The 16,265-nt window shown below is 72.3% G+C and carries 17 protein-coding genes and 1 pseudogene; 10 read left to right on the forward strand and 8 right to left on the reverse strand.

Annotated features, from left to right (window positions below; all coding sequences use genetic code 11):
* Nucleotides 1–89: 89 nt before the first annotated feature.
* Entirely contained in the window at nucleotides 90–1,163 is a 1,074-nt protein-coding gene (locus OHA72_RS11915) for a branched-chain amino acid aminotransferase (protein ID WP_327007904.1), read from the forward strand.
* Here the strand turns inward: OHA72_RS11915 and OHA72_RS11920 are convergent.
* Both OHA72_RS11920 and OHA72_RS11925 read right to left on the reverse strand, forming a co-directional pair.
* Nucleotides 1,160–2,167 carry a coiled-coil domain-containing protein gene (locus OHA72_RS11920; RefSeq protein ID WP_327007905.1) on the reverse strand — a complete coding sequence of 336 codons (1,008 nt, stop codon included), beginning with the start codon at nucleotides 2,165–2,167 and terminating at the stop codon, nucleotides 1,160–1,162. The genes OHA72_RS11915 and OHA72_RS11920 overlap by 4 nt on opposite strands.
* A gap of 78 nt (nucleotides 2,168–2,245) precedes the next feature.
* Nucleotides 2,246–2,842, reverse strand: coding sequence for a DedA family protein (locus OHA72_RS11925; protein WP_327007906.1), 597 nt, complete (start codon nucleotides 2,840–2,842; stop codon nucleotides 2,246–2,248).
* Between the two features lie 75 nt (nucleotides 2,843–2,917).
* Between OHA72_RS11925 and OHA72_RS11930 the strand changes: the two genes are divergently transcribed.
* The 7 genes and pseudogenes from OHA72_RS11930 to OHA72_RS11960 all read left to right on the forward strand — a co-directional run bounded on the left by OHA72_RS11930 (nucleotide 2,918) and on the right by OHA72_RS11960 (nucleotide 8,247).
* Nucleotides 2,918–4,075: an MFS transporter gene (locus OHA72_RS11930; protein WP_327007907.1), complete on the forward strand. Its 1,158-nt coding sequence runs from the start codon at nucleotides 2,918–2,920 to the stop codon at nucleotides 4,073–4,075.
* Between the two features lie 59 nt (nucleotides 4,076–4,134).
* Complete coding sequence (locus OHA72_RS11935) at nucleotides 4,135–4,356, forward strand: hypothetical protein (RefSeq protein ID WP_327007908.1); 222 nt, start codon at nucleotides 4,135–4,137, stop codon at nucleotides 4,354–4,356.
* Nucleotides 4,353–5,666, forward strand: coding sequence for a hypothetical protein (locus tag OHA72_RS11940; RefSeq protein ID WP_327007909.1), 1,314 nt, complete (start codon nucleotides 4,353–4,355; stop codon nucleotides 5,664–5,666). Before OHA72_RS11935 ends, OHA72_RS11940 begins: the two co-directional genes overlap by 4 nt.
* 89 nt (nucleotides 5,667–5,755) lie before the next feature.
* A pseudogene (locus OHA72_RS11945) lies at nucleotides 5,756–6,034 on the forward strand (response regulator); the annotation flags it as partial.
* 395 nt (nucleotides 6,035–6,429) lie between these two features.
* Nucleotides 6,430–6,756: a sensor histidine kinase gene (locus tag OHA72_RS11950; protein WP_327011538.1), complete on the forward strand. Its 327-nt coding sequence runs from the start codon at nucleotides 6,430–6,432 to the stop codon at nucleotides 6,754–6,756.
* Nucleotides 6,757–6,818: 62 nt separating this feature from the next.
* A complete protein-coding gene (locus OHA72_RS11955; RefSeq protein ID WP_327007910.1) occupies nucleotides 6,819–7,829 on the forward strand; it encodes a hypothetical protein in 1,011 nt (336 codons plus the stop codon).
* 61 nt (nucleotides 7,830–7,890) lie between these two features.
* The gene (locus OHA72_RS11960; protein ID WP_327007911.1) at nucleotides 7,891–8,247 is read left to right on the forward strand and encodes a response regulator transcription factor; all 357 of its coding nucleotides are present in this window, start codon (nucleotides 7,891–7,893) and stop codon (nucleotides 8,245–8,247) included.
* On the opposite strand, the gene OHA72_RS11965 is transcribed toward OHA72_RS11960, so the two are convergent.
* Nucleotides 8,213–8,872, reverse strand: a complete 660-nt coding sequence (locus OHA72_RS11965) for a response regulator (RefSeq protein WP_327007912.1) — start codon at nucleotides 8,870–8,872, stop codon at nucleotides 8,213–8,215. The genes OHA72_RS11960 and OHA72_RS11965 overlap by 35 nt on opposite strands.
* Before the next feature lie 41 nt (nucleotides 8,873–8,913).
* Here OHA72_RS11965 and OHA72_RS11970 point away from each other — a divergent pair, with 41 nt between their 5' ends.
* Together OHA72_RS11970 and OHA72_RS11975 are read left to right on the forward strand one after the other, a co-directional pair.
* On the forward strand, nucleotides 8,914–10,848 hold the full coding sequence (locus tag OHA72_RS11970) for a CHASE3 domain-containing protein (protein ID WP_327007913.1): 1,935 nt from the start codon (nucleotides 8,914–8,916) through the stop codon (nucleotides 10,846–10,848).
* A 137-nt stretch (nucleotides 10,849–10,985) separates the two neighbouring features.
* Nucleotides 10,986–11,225 carry a hypothetical protein gene (locus tag OHA72_RS11975; RefSeq protein ID WP_327007914.1) on the forward strand — a complete coding sequence of 80 codons (240 nt, stop codon included), beginning with the start codon at nucleotides 10,986–10,988 and terminating at the stop codon, nucleotides 11,223–11,225.
* A 14-nt stretch (nucleotides 11,226–11,239) separates the two neighbouring features.
* Here the strand turns inward: OHA72_RS11975 and OHA72_RS11980 are convergent, their stop codons facing one another.
* The 5 genes from OHA72_RS11980 to OHA72_RS12000 form a co-directional block, all read right to left on the reverse strand.
* Nucleotides 11,240–11,938 carry a hypothetical protein gene (locus tag OHA72_RS11980; RefSeq protein WP_327007915.1) on the reverse strand — a complete coding sequence of 233 codons (699 nt, stop codon included), beginning with the start codon at nucleotides 11,936–11,938 and terminating at the stop codon, nucleotides 11,240–11,242.
* Nucleotides 11,939–12,123: 185 nt separating this feature from the next.
* Entirely contained in the window at nucleotides 12,124–13,557 is a 1,434-nt protein-coding gene (locus tag OHA72_RS11985) for a DUF1996 domain-containing protein (RefSeq protein ID WP_327007916.1), read from the reverse strand.
* A gap of 140 nt (nucleotides 13,558–13,697) precedes the next feature.
* Nucleotides 13,698–14,531 carry a class II fructose-bisphosphate aldolase gene (locus OHA72_RS11990; RefSeq protein WP_327007917.1) on the reverse strand — a complete coding sequence of 278 codons (834 nt, stop codon included), beginning with the start codon at nucleotides 14,529–14,531 and terminating at the stop codon, nucleotides 13,698–13,700.
* Nucleotides 14,512–15,363, reverse strand: a complete 852-nt coding sequence (locus OHA72_RS11995; protein ID WP_327007918.1) for a 1-phosphofructokinase family hexose kinase — start codon at nucleotides 15,361–15,363, stop codon at nucleotides 14,512–14,514. Before OHA72_RS11995 ends, OHA72_RS11990 begins: the two co-directional genes overlap by 20 nt.
* Nucleotides 15,364–15,371: 8 nt before the next feature.
* Nucleotides 15,372–16,247: an SIS domain-containing protein gene (locus tag OHA72_RS12000; protein WP_327007919.1), complete on the reverse strand. Its 876-nt coding sequence runs from the start codon at nucleotides 16,245–16,247 to the stop codon at nucleotides 15,372–15,374.
* Nucleotides 16,248–16,265 lie beyond the last annotated feature (18 nt).

A 16,265-nucleotide genomic window follows, 5' to 3' on the forward strand; every position in this document is an offset into this window, starting at 1 on the left:
TGCTCGCTGCGCTCCCATCCGAGCCTTACTACCGCCCAGTTCTCGGGAAGGTCCTTAGGGATCGTTCAGTGAGCAATTACAGTCGCGGAATGCTTGATTTCGCAACCGTTCCCGCGTCGCGCCGCCCCGCGGCCGAGCGCGCGGCCCTGTTGAGCGACCCCGGGTTCGGTCGCGTCTTCACCGACCACATGGTCACGGTGAAATACGCCGACGGCAAAGGCTGGTATGACGCCCGGCTGGGGCCGTTCGGGCCGCTGAACCTTTCACCCGCGACCGCCGCCCTGCACTACGGCCAGGAGATCTTCGAAGGGCTCAAGGTGTACGCCCAGCCCGGCGGCGGGGTCGCGCTGTTCCGCCCGGAGGCCAACGCCCGCCGGCTCAACGTCACCGCCGAGCGCCTCGCCATGCCGCAGCTGCCCGAGGAGCTCTTCCTGAAGTCCCTCGAGGTCCTGGTCGAGGCCGACCGCGACTGGGTGCCCGCGCGTGAGGGGCAGAGCCTCTACCTGCGCCCGTTCATGATCGCGACCGATCCGTTCCTCGGGGTCCGGCCGTCCTCGGAGTACCTGTTCGCCGTCATCGCCTCGCCGGCCGGCTCCTACTTCGCCGGCGGCGCCAAGCCCGTCACCATGTGGGTCTCGCAGGAGTACTCGCGGGCCGCGCCCGGCGGCACCGGCGCGGTGAAGACCGCCGCCAACTACGCCGCCAGCCTCCGCGCCCAGGCGCAGGCCCAGGAGGCGGGCTGCGACCAGGTCGTCTTCCTCGACGCGGTGCAGCGGCGCTACATCGAGGAGTCCGGCAGCAACAACCTCTTCTTCGTCTACGACGGCGAGCTGGTGACCCCGCCGCTCAACGGCTCGATCCTGCCAGGTGTCACCCGTGACTCGGTGCTGCGCCTTGCCGCCCACCTTGGGCTCACGGTCACCGAGCGGCCCTACACCCTCGACGAGTGGCGCGACGACGCCCGCTCGGGCCGGCTCAAGGAGACCTTCGCCAGCGGGACCGGCGTCGTCATCAGCTCGATCGGCACCGCCCGCACCGCCGGCGACGAGTTCACCATCTCCGGCGCCGTCGAGGGCCCGCTCACCGGGCAGATCCGTGACCTGCTCGTCGGCATCCAGCGCGGCACGGTCGAGGACCCCTTCGGCTGGCGGCGCCCGCTCTAATACATGGAGAGATGGACGTGGTTGGTGTGGTCGCTGGACGGGTCGCCGTTGCCGCCGCTGTATGAGTGCCAGCCGGCCGCCGGGGTCCACACCTGCCGGAACCAGATGACATAGAGCACGCCGAGCGCGCTGGCGTTGCGGACGAAGAACGCGGCCAGGTTGCCGCCGTAGGTCTTGTCCCCGCCGGTCGCCACGCCGCCGAAGCCGCCGGCCGCGGCGGCGAAGTCGCACGCCCGGCCCTTCGGGTGCTCATACGGACCGGAGGGCCGGAAGCACGAGTAGTAGCGGGTGAAGCCGGCCTTCTGCGCCTCCTTCGCCGCGTGGATGGTGCGCGGCGTGACGCAGCCGGTCGTGGTCGGGTCGTCGATGATGCAGTTCTCCTTCGGCCACGACCCGTTGGCGTTGCGCGGCGCCGGGGTGGCCAGCGGCGAGTTGGCGTTGACGTAGCCGTTGGCCTTGCCGCCCATCTTCACCAGGGCGGTCTCGGCGTCCTTCTTCTTCTTGGCCATGACGTCGCTCTGCGCCTGCTGCTGCGCGACCTCGGCGTCGACGGCCTTCTTCGCCTCGGAGAGCTCCGTCTGCAGCTTCGTCAGCCGCCCGAGCTGGCGGTCGTTGTAGCGGGCGATCGTGTTGACCATCATCGTGCGCTCGATGAACGTCTCGGTGCTCTGGCTCTGCAGCAGCGCCGCGGCGGTGCGCACCCCGCCGGTGCGGTAGGCGGCGCCGGCGATGACGTTGACCTCGGCGAGGATCACGTCGAGCTCGCGCTGCATCGACTCGATCTGCGTGTTGAGCTCGGCCTGGCGCTTCTTGGAGACCTCCAGGATGCCCTGGGCGTCCAGGAAGTCGCCGTTGGCCTTGTCCAGCAGCTCACCGAGGGTCATGTTGGCCGTGCCCTCGTCGGGGGCGGCGGTCGGGTCGCCGGGAGCGGCACCGGCAGGGGCTGCCCAGGCGCCGATCATGACAAGCGCCACGAGGAGCGACGCGATGATGCGCTTGCGCAACGGGATCCCTTCCGCGGGCTGGTCAGCCGTCAGATTACCGACTGCCCTCCGGAAGCACAGGACCGAGAACGCGTCCGGTCAGCTACTGACAGTAGCCATGCGGCGGGTCGTGAACAGCGCCACCCAGCCGAACGTGAGGCCCAGGCCGACCGTCACGACCGTGGTCAGGTCACCCGTCGGGAGCAGGCCCGACAGCCGGGAGGCGCCGACGCCGAGGCCCACGTACAGCCCGCCCCACAGCGCCGAGCCGATGGCGGCGGAGCGCAGGAACCGCACGTAGGGCATCCGCAGGCCGCCGGCGGCGAGCGGGACCAGGGTGTTCAGGAACGGCAGGAACGGCGCCGTGACCAGGATCCGGGCGCCGCCGGTGCGCACCACGTGATCGGCCTTCGCCCAGCGCTCCTCGCCGATCCAGCGGCCGAAGCGCCCCCCGCGCAGCCGCTGCCCGAACGTCCAGCCGACGAAGAAACTCAGTGACCAACCGGCGAGGCACCCTGCGATGATCCAGCCGAGGCTGCTGAACGGGTCGGCCGCGCCGGCCGTGGTGAGGATGGCGACGTCCGCCGGGATCAGGATGCCGAGCAGCGGGATGGAGTCGAGCAGCATGACGAGCCCCAGCGCCAGCCCCAGCAGGGCGGCGGGCAGGCTGTACAGCGGTTCGAGCCACTCGGTCATGTGGATGACGGTATGGCTGAGCGTGTAAGAGACGCATCAGGGAGCGACCCCGAGACAACCCCGAGGGCGTTCCGGATGCTGCTCGGGGCGCGGGGCATCTCGTACGCGGGCGACGCCCTGAGCATGGTCGCGCTGATGCTGCACGTCGCCACGTCGACCGGTCAGGCCCTCGCGGTCGCGGCCCTGCTGCTCGCCGGTGACTTCGTGCCGTCGCTCGTGGCGCCGTTCGCGGGAGCCCTGGCGGACCGGTTCGACCGGCGGCGGCTGATGATCGCGTGCGAGCTGGTGCAGGCGCTGACCATCGGCGTCATCGCGCTGCTGCTGCCCTCGGTGTGGCTGCTGCTGGCCCTGGTCGCCGTGCGGGCCGTCGCCGGGCAGGTGTTCCAGCCGGCGTCGCGGGCCGCGGTGCCCTCGCTGGTGCCGGCGGAGGGTCTCGTCGCGGGCAACGCCCGGCTGGGCCTGGTGACCAACGTCGCCGAGCTGGCCGGGCCGCTGCTGGCCGCGGCGCTGCTGCCATGGCTCGGCACGCGGGGCGTCCTCGCCGTCGACGCGGCGTCGTTCCTGGTGTCCGCCGCGCTGCTGACCCGGTTGCCGCGCCTCGCGCCGGTCGCGCTGGAGGTCGAGTCGCTGTGGCGGGGCGCCCGCACCGGGCTGGGATACCTGGCGCGGCACCGCACGGTGCGGGTCGTCGCGCTCGGCTTCTGCGCGGTCGTGCTGTGCACCGGCGTCGACGACGTGGCGCTGGTCGTGCTGGCCAAGGAGGAACTGCGCACCGGCGACTCGGTGGCGGCGCTGCTGCTCGGCGCCGTCGGCCTCGGGCTCACCGCCGGTTACGCGCTGCTGTCGAAGGTCGGTGACCGGCTGCACATGACGGCGCTGCTCGTCGCCGGGTTCGCGGTCAGCTCGGCCGGTAACCTGCTCACCGGCGCGTTCGCGCACGTCATGTGGGCGGCCGCAGTGGTGTTCGCGATGCAGGCGGGCCGCGGGCTCGGCATCGCCGCGATCGACGTGGCCAGCAACACACTGCTGCAGCGGCTGGTCCCGGACGCGCTGTTGGGCAGGGTGTTCGCCAACCTGTACGGCGCGGTCGGCGCGTCCGCCGCGCTGTCCTACGTGGGCGGCGGCCTGCTGCTGGACGCCACCGACGCGCCCACCACCCTGATCGTGGCCGGCGCCGGTGGCGTGCTGGCCGCCGCCGTCACGGGAATCGCGCTGGCCCGGCGCGTCGATTGAGGACATCGACGTGTCCTTTGCTAGCGTCCCCGCTAGCAAACGGCTAGCAGGAGTGTGGGTTGGAAGCGACAGAGAAGGCGGTGGCGATGCCGCCGCAACGGCCACGGTTCGAGCGGGTGCAGCTCAACACGCGGGTCCGGGTGGACATCGAGCAGACGCTCCAGCGCTTCGTCGAAGACCACAACACCACGGTGCAGAGCTCCGTGGATCTCGCGCTGGCCGAGTTCCTCGCGGCTCGGGGCTACCCGCTGCCCGCAACGGATGACAGGAGAAGCCGGTGACTTCGCCGGGCAAAGCTCGACCTGGAATTGTCGAACTCGACGCGGACCTGCAACGGACGGTCCGGCGCACCTCATACATGCGCCAGCTGTTCTACTTCGTGGTGCTGCTGGTCGCCCTCGCCGGGCAGGTGTCCGGCGCCGTCGAAGCGCTCGGCATCCCGCTGCTGTGGGCCATCCCCGCCGTCGGTGCGCTCGAGCTCGGCGGCATCGTCGTCCTCGCCAACGCCGACGTGCGCCGCCGGCTCGGCGAGCGGGCCACCGCCTCACGGGTGCTGTCCGCGGCCATCGCCGGGTTCGCCGTCGCCTTCAACTGGATGGCACACGAGAACAAGCTCCTCGCCGGGTTCTTCGCCGGCATGTCCGCGCTGGGTTACCTGGTGTGGCTGATGCACACGGAGAACCAGCGCCGTGACCGGCTGCGGGCCACCGGCGACCTGCCGCCGACCACCCCGGCGTACGAGGTGGTCGGGCACTGGATCCGGCATCCGTGGATCACGCTGCGGGCCAAGAACCTCGCGAAGGCCGACGAGCGGCTGGGGCTCTACACGTCCCTGGCCGCGGCCCGCTCGGAGAAGCGCAAGGAGGTGCGCACGAAGGCGATCGCCAAGGTGCTGCACCGCAAGATCCGCGCCGCGGTCGACCCGACGACGGCCGACATCGCGGTCGCCGTCTACGACCTGGACGAGATCGCCGTGCGGCTCGCCGACGGCGCCGACTACGACGGCCTCACCGCGCTCATCGCCGCGGACCTGTCCCCGGCCCGGCTGGCGTCCGACGCGCGGGTCATCTCGGTCGTCGACGAGCCGCACCGGCCCGCGATCACCGAGGCGGCGCAGGAGCCGGTCGAGGAGCAGCTGCAGCTGCCCGAGGTGGCAGAGGTGCCCGAGGCTCCCGAGGTGCCCGTGGCACCGCAGCCCGCGGTCTCGCCGCTCGGCGAGTGGCGCGGGGAGATCGCGGAGATCCTGCCGCCGCCGGCGCCGCGCCGGGCCCGGGGGCAGTCGAAGGTCGTCACCGCCGAGCAGATCGCGCCGGACCTGGGCGACGAGCCGACGCTCACGCCGAGCCGGGCGATCCGGGAGGGCTCGCTGCGCAGCCAGGTGCACGCGGCGCTGCACGAGCACGTGCCGGACAACGACCCGCGCGACACGATGGCGCTGACCTCGTTCGTCGGGGACCTGCTGGAGCTCAACGACGTCGAGCGGCTCACCGCCTCCAACTACGTGCGCACCTGGAAGCGTGAGGTCGACGCGGGTCGCCGCGCCTCGGTCAACGGCCGCCACCTCCAGGACGTCATCCCCACCAAGCGCTGAGGCTGTTTCCAGCTCGCCGCTCCGCGACGCACGCAAGCTCAGCACCGCCCCTGCCTGTCGATCATGAGACTGACAGGCAGGGGGCCGGCATGGCACGGATTCTGGTCGTGGACGACGAGCAGGACGTCCTTGAGCTGATCGTCAAGCGCCTGCGGGCCGACGGGCACGAGCGCCTCGCCGCCGGCGGCGGCGCCGAGGCGCTCGACCTGGTCGCCCTGCACGGACTGCCCGACGCGGCGGTCCTCGACGTCGACCTGCCCGGCATGGACGGCATCGACCTGCTGGACCGGCTGCGCGAGCTGCGCGCCGACCTGCCGGCCATGTTCCTGACCGTGCTGTGGGACGGCACGGTGGTGGCACGGGTGCGAGCCACCGGCGCCCTGTACCTGCGGAAACCCTTCACGGCCGAGAGCCTCCGGACCGCGCTCGACGTGGTGCTGTTCACGCTGCACGGTGACGGGCCCTTCGCCACGATCGAGTCGTTCCAGGCGCGGGCGCTGGTCGCGCAGGCGTTCGTCGGCATGGTGGCGATCGGCGACGACGGGGTCGTGGTCGTCTTCCACGACGTCACGGCCGAGCGGCGGCAGCGCGACGAGCCGGCGTCCTTCGCCGGGGTGGTCACGCACGACCTGTTGAACCCACTGACCACGATCGACGGCTGGGCCGAGAACCTCGACGACACGCTGCGCGGCATGCCCGACACACCGCCGAGCAGCGCGACGCCACCGACAGCCTCAGCCGGATCGTGCGCGCCTCCGGCCGCATGCGCACCCAGGGTCGTGCCGCGCATCGAGATCGGCTCGGCGCGGGTCGGCGGGGACCTCGTCCGGTCGAGATCACCGACAACGGCATCGGCATCCCCGCCGGCCAGCACGAGGCGATCTTCAACAACTTCCACCGGGCGCACCGCTCCGGCGGCTATGCCGGCACGGGCCTGGGCCTGGCGATCTGCAAGCGGATCGTGGAGCGGCACGGCGGCTCGATCGTGGCGACGGACAACCCGGGCGGCGGTTCGCGGTTCGCGTTCACCCTGCCGGCCGCCACGCGTCGTGTCGTACACCACCCCGTAAAAGCGAACGTTCGTTCTTGACGCGTCCGGGATGCGGGCGCATGCTCAACTAGAGAACGAACGTTCGCTTTTAGGAGACCCCGATGGCACCCACCGCAACCCGGTCGCCCTGGCCCCGCATCGGCGCGATCGTGCTCCTGTTGACCGCCCTGCTCAGCGTCATCATGATCGCGTTCGCCTGGCCGGCGACGCGGTCCAGCGTCCACGACATCCCGATCGCCGTCGCCGGTCCACCCGCCGCCACCGCGCAGGTCACCCAGCAGCTGTCGGCGAAGCGCCCCGGCGCCTTCGACATCACCGTCGTGGACGGCACCGCCGCCGCCGAGCGGCTCATCCTCGACCGCGAGGTCTACGGCGCGATCGACCTCTCCAGCGGCCACCCGCAGCTGATCATCGCCTCGGCCGCCAGCCCCGCCATCGCGACGGCCCTGCAGCAGGTGGCCCAGGCGCTGGGCGGCACCGAGGCCGCCGTCCCGGTCCGCGACCTGGTCCCGCTGCCCACCGACGACCCGCGCGGCGCCGGCCTGGCCGCCGGGGCCCTGCCGCTCGTCCTCGGCGGGATCGTCGCCGCCGGGCTGCTCACCAGCCTCGTCGCCGGCGCCGCGCGCCGCCTCGCCGGGGCGGCCGCCTTCGCGGTCACCGGCGCCCTGGCCCTCACCGCGATCCTGCAGTTCTGGCTCGGCTCGGTCGAGGGCTCCTACTGGCTCAACGCCGGCGCCGTCGCGCTCGGCATCGCTGCGACCGCACTGACCATCCTCGGCCTGGAGTCCCTGCTCGGCGCCGCCGGCCTGGGGCTGGGGGCAGCGACCATGATGCTGGTGGGAAACCCGCTGTCGGGACTGGCCAGCGCGCCGGAAATGCTGCCGTCGGGCTGGGGCACCGTGGGCCAGTACCTGCCGCCGGGCGCGGCCGGGTCGCTGCTGCGCAGCACGGCGTTCTTCGACGGTCACGCGGCCGCACCGCACGTCTGGGTGCTGCTCGGCTGGGTGGCCCTCGGCCTGGCCCTCGCCGGCCTGGCGGCGGTGCGCACCACGCGCCGCCCAGCCGAGGGTGAGCGGGCCGACGACAAGATCCCCGTGGCCGCGGCCGCGTGAGGTCTGCACTTTCCGGCTAGCCGCAAGGTCGGCGGCCGCTGCGCCTGGCACCGTTCACGGTATGACGATCCGCTGCGTCATCGTCGACGACTCGGAGCGCTTCCGGGCCGGTGCCAGGCGCCTGTTGACCGCACAGGGCATCTCCGTCGTCGCGGACGCGGCGAACAGCAGGCAGGCACTGCGCGCCGTGCGGGAACAGTCGCCGGACGTGGTGCTGGTGGACGTCGGCCTCGGCGAGGAGAGCGGCTTCGACCTGGCCGCCCGCATCGACACCACCCCGGTGATCATGGTGTCGGCGTTCGCCGCCGAGGAGATCGCGGACCTGCTCGCCGACAGCAAGGCCATCGGCTTCCTGCCGAAGGAGCACCTGTCCGCGGCCGCGATCAGCTGCCTGCTGACGCGGCTTCGAGGAACGTGAGCACCGCCAGGACCCGGCGGTGCGTCTCGTCGGTCTCGGGCAGGTCGAGCTTCGTCAGGATCGACCGCACGTGCTTCTCGACGGTCCCCTCGGTCACCCACAGCTGCCTGGCCACGCCCGCGTTGGAGCGCCCCTCCGCCATCAGCGCCAGGACCTCCCGCTCCCTGGGGCTCAGCACGTCCAGAGGATCCCGCCGCCGATGCGCGGCGACCAGCTCCTGCACCACGGCCGGATCCACGACCGTCCCTCCGTCCTGGACCCGGTGCAGCGTCTCCAGGAACTCCTCGACGTCGGTGATCCGGGTCTTGAGCAGGTAGCCGATACGCTCGCCGCTGGCCAGCAGCTCGATCGCATGTTCCACCTCCACGAACGCCGACAGCACGAGAATCGCCACCGACGGGAACCGGGTCCTGATCTCCCGCGCCGCGGCGAGGCCCTCGTTGGTATGGGTCGGGGGCATGCGGATGTCGACGACTGCCAGATCCGGCATGACCTCCTCGACCAGGTGCAGCAGGTGGGTCCCGTCGTCGGCAACCCCGACCACGGAATACCCGTGACGGTCGAGCAGGCTGGCCAAGCCTTCCCGGAGCAGTACGTCATCGTCAGCGACCACCACAGATGTCATCAAAGCCAACATATCCCCGCATAACCGGGTAGGACACCCCCATGCACGGGGGGTTGACGCTCCGCCTAGGGGTGACCTGCGCGCTGTTCACGCTGCTGATCAGTACGGCGTTCGCCGCCATGCTGCTGTCGGTCTACCAGCTGCGGGAGGCGGTGATAGCGGTGACCACGGCCGAACGTGCCGTCTCCGCCGCCACCACCCTCGAACGGCTCCTGCTGGACGTGGAGGCGGGCCGGCGCGGGTTCGCCCTCACCCGCGACCCGGCGCTGCTGGTGCCGTGGAAGGCTGCTCAGGATCAGATCCCCGCCCGCCAGGAGGAACTGGTGGCGGCGGTCGCCGACGACCCCGTGCAGGCCGACCGGATCGACGCGATCAACGTGGAGATCACCGAGTACCTGGACGACTATGCGGACCCTGCCATCGCCATGCAGGAAGGCGCCGTCCCGAGGAACATCAACGCCGAGTCGATCCTCGCCGGCCAGCGGCAGATCTCCCAGCTGCGCCAGCAGTTCGACGACTTCGCCGACGCGCAGCGCACCACCGTCGAACGCGCCCGGCAGGACGCGATGATCGCCGGGCAGCGGGCCTTCATCGCCGGGATCGCCGGCTTCGTCACCTCGCTGCTCGGCGTTGCCATCCTGACCCGGTCCCTCGCCGTGATGGTGGCCCGCCCGCTGCACCGGCTGGTGTCCGCCGCCGACAAGGTCGCTCGGGGTGACCTGAGTGTCCGCGTCGCCACGGACGGGCCGGTGGAGATCGGCAGCATGCAGCGCACGTTCAACTCGATGGTCGGGGTGCTGGAGCAGAGCCGTGCCACGCTCAGCTCGATCGCCGCCGAGCAGGCGGCGCTGCGCCGGGTGGCGACGGTCGCGGCCAAGGGCAGGCCGGCGGAGGCGGTGTTCGGCGCGGTCACCGAGGAGGCCGGCAAGCTGTTCGGCGCCGACGCCACGGCACTGCTGCGCTTCGAACCCGACGGCGGCGCCACCGTCGTGGCCAGCTGGAGCTGGGACGCCTCGCACCGCATCTCGCTGGGCAAGGTCAACCTGGAGCACGAAGGCGTCACCGGGCGGGTCCTGCGCTCCGGCAAGCCGATCCGCCTCGAAGGACCCCGCAGCGCCGACTTCCTCGCCCGCGAGTTCGGCGACGTGTCGATCCGCTCCGCGATCGGCGCGCCGGTCCTCGTCGCGGGCCGCACCTGGGGCGTGCTGAAGGCCCTGTCGACCTGCGCCCGGCCGCTGCTGCAGCACGACGCCGCCCGGGCCGCCGAATTCACCGACCTGGTCGCCAGCGCGATCGCCAACTCGCAGGCCCGCGCCGATCTGACCGCTTCCCGGGCCAGAGTCGTCGCCGCGACCGACGAGAGCCGCCGCCGGATCGAACGCGACCTGCACGACGGCACCCAGCAGCGGCTGATCGCCCTGCTGCTGCAGCTGCGGGCGACCGAGACCCAGGTCGAGGACGGGGTGCAGAACCGGCTGCGCGCGATCGGCACCGACCTCGCCGAGGCCATCGACGAGCTGCGCGAACTGGCCCGCGGCATCCACCCCTCGATCCTGTCCGAGGGCGGCCTGGTCCCCGCGATCAAGTCACTCGGCCGCAGGTCGCCGGTGCCGGTGGAGGTCCGCCTCGCGCTGCCCTCCCGCCTCGACACGAAGGTCGAGATCGGGGTCTACTACGTTGTCGCCGAGGCGCTCACCAACGCGATCCGGCACGCCCACGCGACGCTCATCTGCATCCGCGCGTCGATCGTGGACCCCACCGCCGGCGACACCGACGGCCGCCTGCTCGACCTGTCCGTCGAGGACGACGGCGTCGGCGGCGCCGATCCGCAGACCGGCACGGGCCTGGTCGGCCTCGGTGACCGGGTCGCGGCGCTCGGCGGCACGATGCACATCGCCAGCAGTCCCGGACGGGGCACCAGACTGGAGATCGGGATCCCCCTCGCCGACGCACCCGAACAGGGTGATGCCGGTTGAGAAGCGGGTGGAGGCCAGCAGGTACGTCCGGGTCGGGAAACCCGCAGGGCTGGACGCATGCTGGCGCAGATGCCCCGCACCCTCACCCGAGCGACGGTGGACAGGACACCCACGACCTCTGTGAGAGGTGAGCCACAATGACGACCTGCCTGGTCGACCCGGTCCTGTGCATGGCCCTGTTCGTCTCCGATACCCCCAACCACGCCGACCTGGATGACGCGACCGTCCGTGACACCGTCGACCGGACCCTCGACCAGCTCGGCGTGGACGAGTGCTACGCCCGCGCCGCCGAGGTCTTCGGCGACCGCCCCGAGGTCGCGCTGGACCGCATCCAGTGGGCCCGGTCCTTGTGCACCAGGGCCCTCGCCGCGATCTGAACACGTCCCGGACGTCAGTTCGCGGGCGGCTGACCACCGTCCTGCGGGCCGCCGTTCGCCTGGTCGAGGGTGGAGTCGGTGATCGTGGTGGCCGTTGCGGTACCGCCGCTGAGCGGGCCGACCACGGTCACGGTGTCGCCGACCTTGACGTCGCCGATCGCGGCGTCGCCGACCGTGGTCGCCGACGTCACGGCGAACGTGGTCTCGTGCCCGTCGGCGCTCTTCGCGGTGATCGACGTGGCGCTCACCGCGGTGACCGTGCCGGTCTGCATCCGCCGCGTGACGTAGCCGCCGTTGCCGTCGGACGCGACGAAGTCCCCGTACATCACGCCGGCCAGCCCGCCGGCCCCGCGGCCCATGCCTCCGCCGGTACCGCCGCCGCCCATGCCACCCGGAGCATCCTGGCCGCCGCCCTGAGCCCCCTGAACCCCCTGAGCCCCCTGCGCGCCGGTCTGCTGGCTGGTGCTCGCGGCACCGCCGCCGGACGCCCTGATCACCGCGAACCCGCCGCCGCCGATGACCAGCGCCGCGACCGCGCCGACGATCACCGTCCTGAGCCGCGACGACCTGACCGGCGCGGCATGCGCGGCCGGTGACGACAGTGCCGCCGGGCCGGGTCCGGCCGTCGTGGGTTCCGTCATGTGTGGCACCGGCGTGCCGTTGACGGCGACCGGTTCGGCCCAGACGGGGGTGGTCTGCTCGGTGCTGCTCATGCTGTCGCTCCCGCTGTCGGTCGGCCCGCTCCGGGAGGGCCGCTGGGAGCAACTGTCACGACCGTGCCTGTCAGCCGGGTCCGGCGATGTTGGCAGCAGCCTGTGAAATGGCGATGTCGGCAGCAGCCTGTGCAATGCGGAACGGCCACCCGTGGCGGCGGGTGGCCGTTCCGAGCTCTACCTGGTCAGAAGTTGCCCGCCGAGTTGCACTTGTAGCCCTGGTCGAGGCAGTCCCGGACCCGCCGGGCGAGCTCCTCGGGCTCCCACGCGTTGAAGAAGTCCGCGTGCATCGAGTACCCGTTGCCGGAGGAGAGCGTGATCCCGGTCGTGTTCGTGTTGAGCGGGTACGCGATCACGAACGACACCGAGGGGATCGGCACCGGGTGCGACTTCGGGCAGGCGCCGGTGTAGTCACCGTTGGCCATGTGGTCCTTGTGGTTGGGGCTGTCCAGGTGCACGCCGTCCCAGCAGTCGGGGAACGTGATCTGGCGGACCAGCTCGGCCGTCGGCGCGCAGACCGGGTACTCGCCGTCCGGGGTGCGGCCGGTCGCGCCGCCTATGCCCGCGCACCAGAAGTGGTTGCCCTGCTTGTCGGGCGTGTCCGTCTGGGTCTTCGCGTCACCGGTGATCATGCGCAGCCCGAGCGGGAACGGCTGGGTCTTGCTCGGGTCCTTGAGCCGCGACCCGTAGTAGACGGTCACCGCGCCCTTCGGGTCGACGACCTTGCCGTTCTGGTAGAGCGTCGGGATCCAGTACGCCGAGTGGTCGCCGGACGGGTTGCAGGTCGTGGCGCCGGCGAACAGGCTCTCGGTGGTCGAGGCGGCGTTGGTGGTCTTGTTGCCGAAGAAGGTGTGGTTGTGCGCGGCGCCGGCCAGGCCGGGGAAGACGATCGGGTCGTCGTTGTTGTGGTGGCTCACCGTGCACTGCGCGTTGAACTCGGGGACCTTCACCGGGTTGTTGGTGATCGGCTTGGGCTTGCGGGCGAAGAACGCGGCGGTGTCGGCGGCCTGCTTCGCCGGGTCGACGGTCGGCCAGCCGGTCTGCGGGGGCGGCGGCGCGCTGGTCGGCGCGCCCGTGGGCGGCTTGGTGGTGGTGCCGCCGGTTGGGGAACCGGGGACCGTCGCGGTCGGGGTCCGCTTGAACTGCAGCCAGTTGATGTTGATGAAGTCGCCGGCCTGGTCGCTCTTGAGCACGACGAAGACGGTCTGCGGGCCGGTCAGCGCGGTCGGGCTGACGGCGGTCTTGGTCGTCCACGTCTGCCAGCCGCCGGTGTAGTTCACCGGGTAGCTGGCGAGCAGTTCGCCGGTCTGGGAGCCGGCGTGCAGCTCGACGGTGCCGCCGGCGCGGCTGGCCGCGGCGACCCGGACGCTGGCGGTCAGGGGGCCGGTGCTGCCGAGGTCGATGGCGTCGTAGCGCATCCAGTCACCGTTGGCGAGCCAGCCGACGTTCTTGCCGCCGCCGGTGTCGCCGGTGTTCTCGGTCTTCGCGCCGGACTGCCCGCTCCACGCCTCGGCCTGGATGAGGCCGGTCGTGTCGGACTGTTCGGCGCCCGCGCTGGTGGTGACGATGACGGTGGTGACGACCGCGCCGACGACCGGCACGGCAAGCAGTGCGAGCAAGGTACGTCGTCTGGTCTGCCGCTGGGTCGGCATGAGCCCTCCGGGAACGGGTCTGGTTGGGGCGAGCACCGCGACCGTAGACAGCTGGAGAGCGCTCTCTCAAGCGTTCCGGGGAGATCTAAGTCGAACGTAAACCTGGCCTAAAGCTGGGTCACCACGCGCAGTGAGCGAGTCACCGTCTCGGCCATCGCGGCCCTGGCGGCCTTCAGGTACCGGCGCGGGTCGACCACCGACGGATCGTCGAGGGCCACGCGGACCGCGCCGGTGAACGCGACGTTCAACGCCGTGCCGATGTTGATCTTCAGCAGTCCGCCGCGGACCGCCGCGCGGAGCTCGTCGTCCGGCACGCCCGACGAGCCGTGCAGCACCAGCGGCACCGGCACCGCGGCGTGCAGCTGCGCGATGAGCGCGTGGTCCAGCGCCGCGGTCCGGGTCGTCATCGCGTGGCTCGAGCCGACCGCGACGGCCAGGGCGTCCACGCCGGTGGCCGCCACGTACGCCGCCGCCTCCGCCGGGTCGGTCCGTGCGCCCGGCGCGTGCGCCCCGTCCTTGCCGCCGACCTCGCCGAGCTCGCTCTCCACCCAGAGCCCGGCCGCGTGCCCCCGCAGGACCGCGTGCTTCGTCGCCGCCACGTTCGTGTCGTAGGGCAGTTTCGACGCGTCGTACATCGCCGATCCGAACCCGTTCGGCGCGGCCAGGTCGAACAGCTCGTCGCTCTCCACGTGATCCAGGTGCAGCCCCACCCGCACGCTGGACAGCTCCGCCACCCGCCGTGCCGCCGCCGCGATCGGCTCGAGCCGCCCGCCGTGGAACTTCACCGCGTTCTCGCTGATCTGCAGCACCACCGGGCAGCCGGCCGCCTCCGCCCCGGCGACGATCGCCTCGGCGTGCTCGACGGTGATGACGTTGAACGCGCCGACACCGACCCCCGCCGCCCGCGCGGCCTCGACGATCTCACCTGTGGGGCTGAACATGGACCCGTTCCCTCGTCGCTCGGTAGTGGTTGATGTCGATCTCGCCGGCGACCGGTGCCTTGACGGCCGCCGCGCCCAGCGCGACCGCGTCGGCGAGCAGCTCCGGCCACGGCGTGCCGTCCCGCAGCCCGCGGGCGATGGCCGCCGCGCAGGCGTCGCCGGCGCCGGTCGGGTTGCCGGTCACCACCTCCGGCGGCGTCGCCCGCCACGACCCCTGCGGCGTCCGCGCGATCAGCCCCTCCGGCCCGTGCGACTCGACGACGGCGTGCCGTGCCGGGCCTCCGAGCGCGGCCAGTTCGTCGGCGTTGGGCTTGACGACGTCCGGGCCGGCGGCCGCGCCGAGCCGCAGTGCCTCACCGCTGGTGTCGAGCACGCTGCGGCAGTGGTACCGGTGTGCCAGCCGGACCAGCTCCGCGTACGCGCCCACCGGGAGCCCCTGGGGCAGCGACCCGGACAGCACGACGACGGCGGCGTCCTTGACGAGCGTCGCGTAGTGCGCCAGGAACGCGGCCCACTCCTCGGCGGTGACGACCGGCCCCGGCTCCCACAGCCCCGTCGCGTCGGCCCGGTCGACGATCGTCACGGTCCGCCGGGTCTCCCCGCCGATGGCGGTGAAGCTGTGCGGCACCCCGGTCTTCGCGCCGACGATCGCGCCCGTCGCCCCGCCGAGCAGCCCGGTGGCCAGGACCGGCTCGCCGAGCGCGTGCAGCACCCCGGCGACGTTGAGCCCCTTGCCCCCGGCCCGCTCCGCCACGTGCCCGACGCGGTGCGTGGCGTGCGGCACCAGCGCGTCGACGGTGTACGTCAGGTCCAGCGCCGGGTTCAGCGTCACCGTGACGATCATGACGGGGTCAGGATCACGGAACGGGTCAGCAGCCTGGGCCGGTCGGGGTCGAGCCCCTTGTGCCCGGCGAGGGCGACGGCGAACCGCTGCGCCAGCACCAGCTGCGCGAGCGGGTCCAGGCCGTTGCGCACCGGCGTGGCCCCGGCGCCGCGGATCGTCTCGTCCAGCGACGCCGGCACCGCGCCGAACGCCCAGACCAGGCTGTGCGCCCCGGCCACGGCGACCGGCCCGTGCCGGTAGTCCATCGCCGGATACGACTCCGACCAGGCCTGCGCCGCCTCGCGGACCTTCAGCGCCGCCTCGTGCGCCAGCCCCACCGTCCAGCCGGTGCCGAGGAAGACCAGGTGTCCCGTGATGGCCGGGTCGCCCGGCAGGTCCGCGGCCAGGGCCGCCTCGCCGTCGGCGGCCAGGTGCGACAGGTCCTCCCCGTACGCGTGGCGCGCCACCGCCAGCAGCGTCGTCGGGAACCTGGTCTGCACGACGCTGCGCTCATCCGCGAAGTCCAGCAGGATCCGCTCGTCGACGAGCCCGTCGACCGGCTCGCCGTCCACGGCCGTGACCGCCACCCGGTGGGTCCCCGCCGGCACCTGCCGCAGCGCCGCCAGCACCTCGCTCGACGTGCCGGACCTGGTGATCGCGATGACCCGGTCGTAGTGGCGGCGCGGCACGAACTCCGAGGCGCACACCGCGTCGGTCTCGCCGAGGCCGGCCGACTCGCGCAGCTCGGCCAGGCTCTGCGCCATGAACCACGACGTGCCGCAGCCGAGCACCAGCACCCGCTCGCCGGGCGCGGCGAGGGCGGCGCCGTCCACGGTGCGCGCCCGTGTCCATGTCCCGGGCTGGCTGGCGATCTCGTCTGCGGTGTCCGTCATGCCCACCAGCGTTGCGTG

The sequence above is a fragment of the Dactylosporangium sp. NBC_01737 genome (assembly GCF_035963215.1).
In the GTDB taxonomy this organism is placed as follows: domain Bacteria; phylum Actinomycetota; class Actinomycetes; order Mycobacteriales; family Micromonosporaceae; genus Dactylosporangium.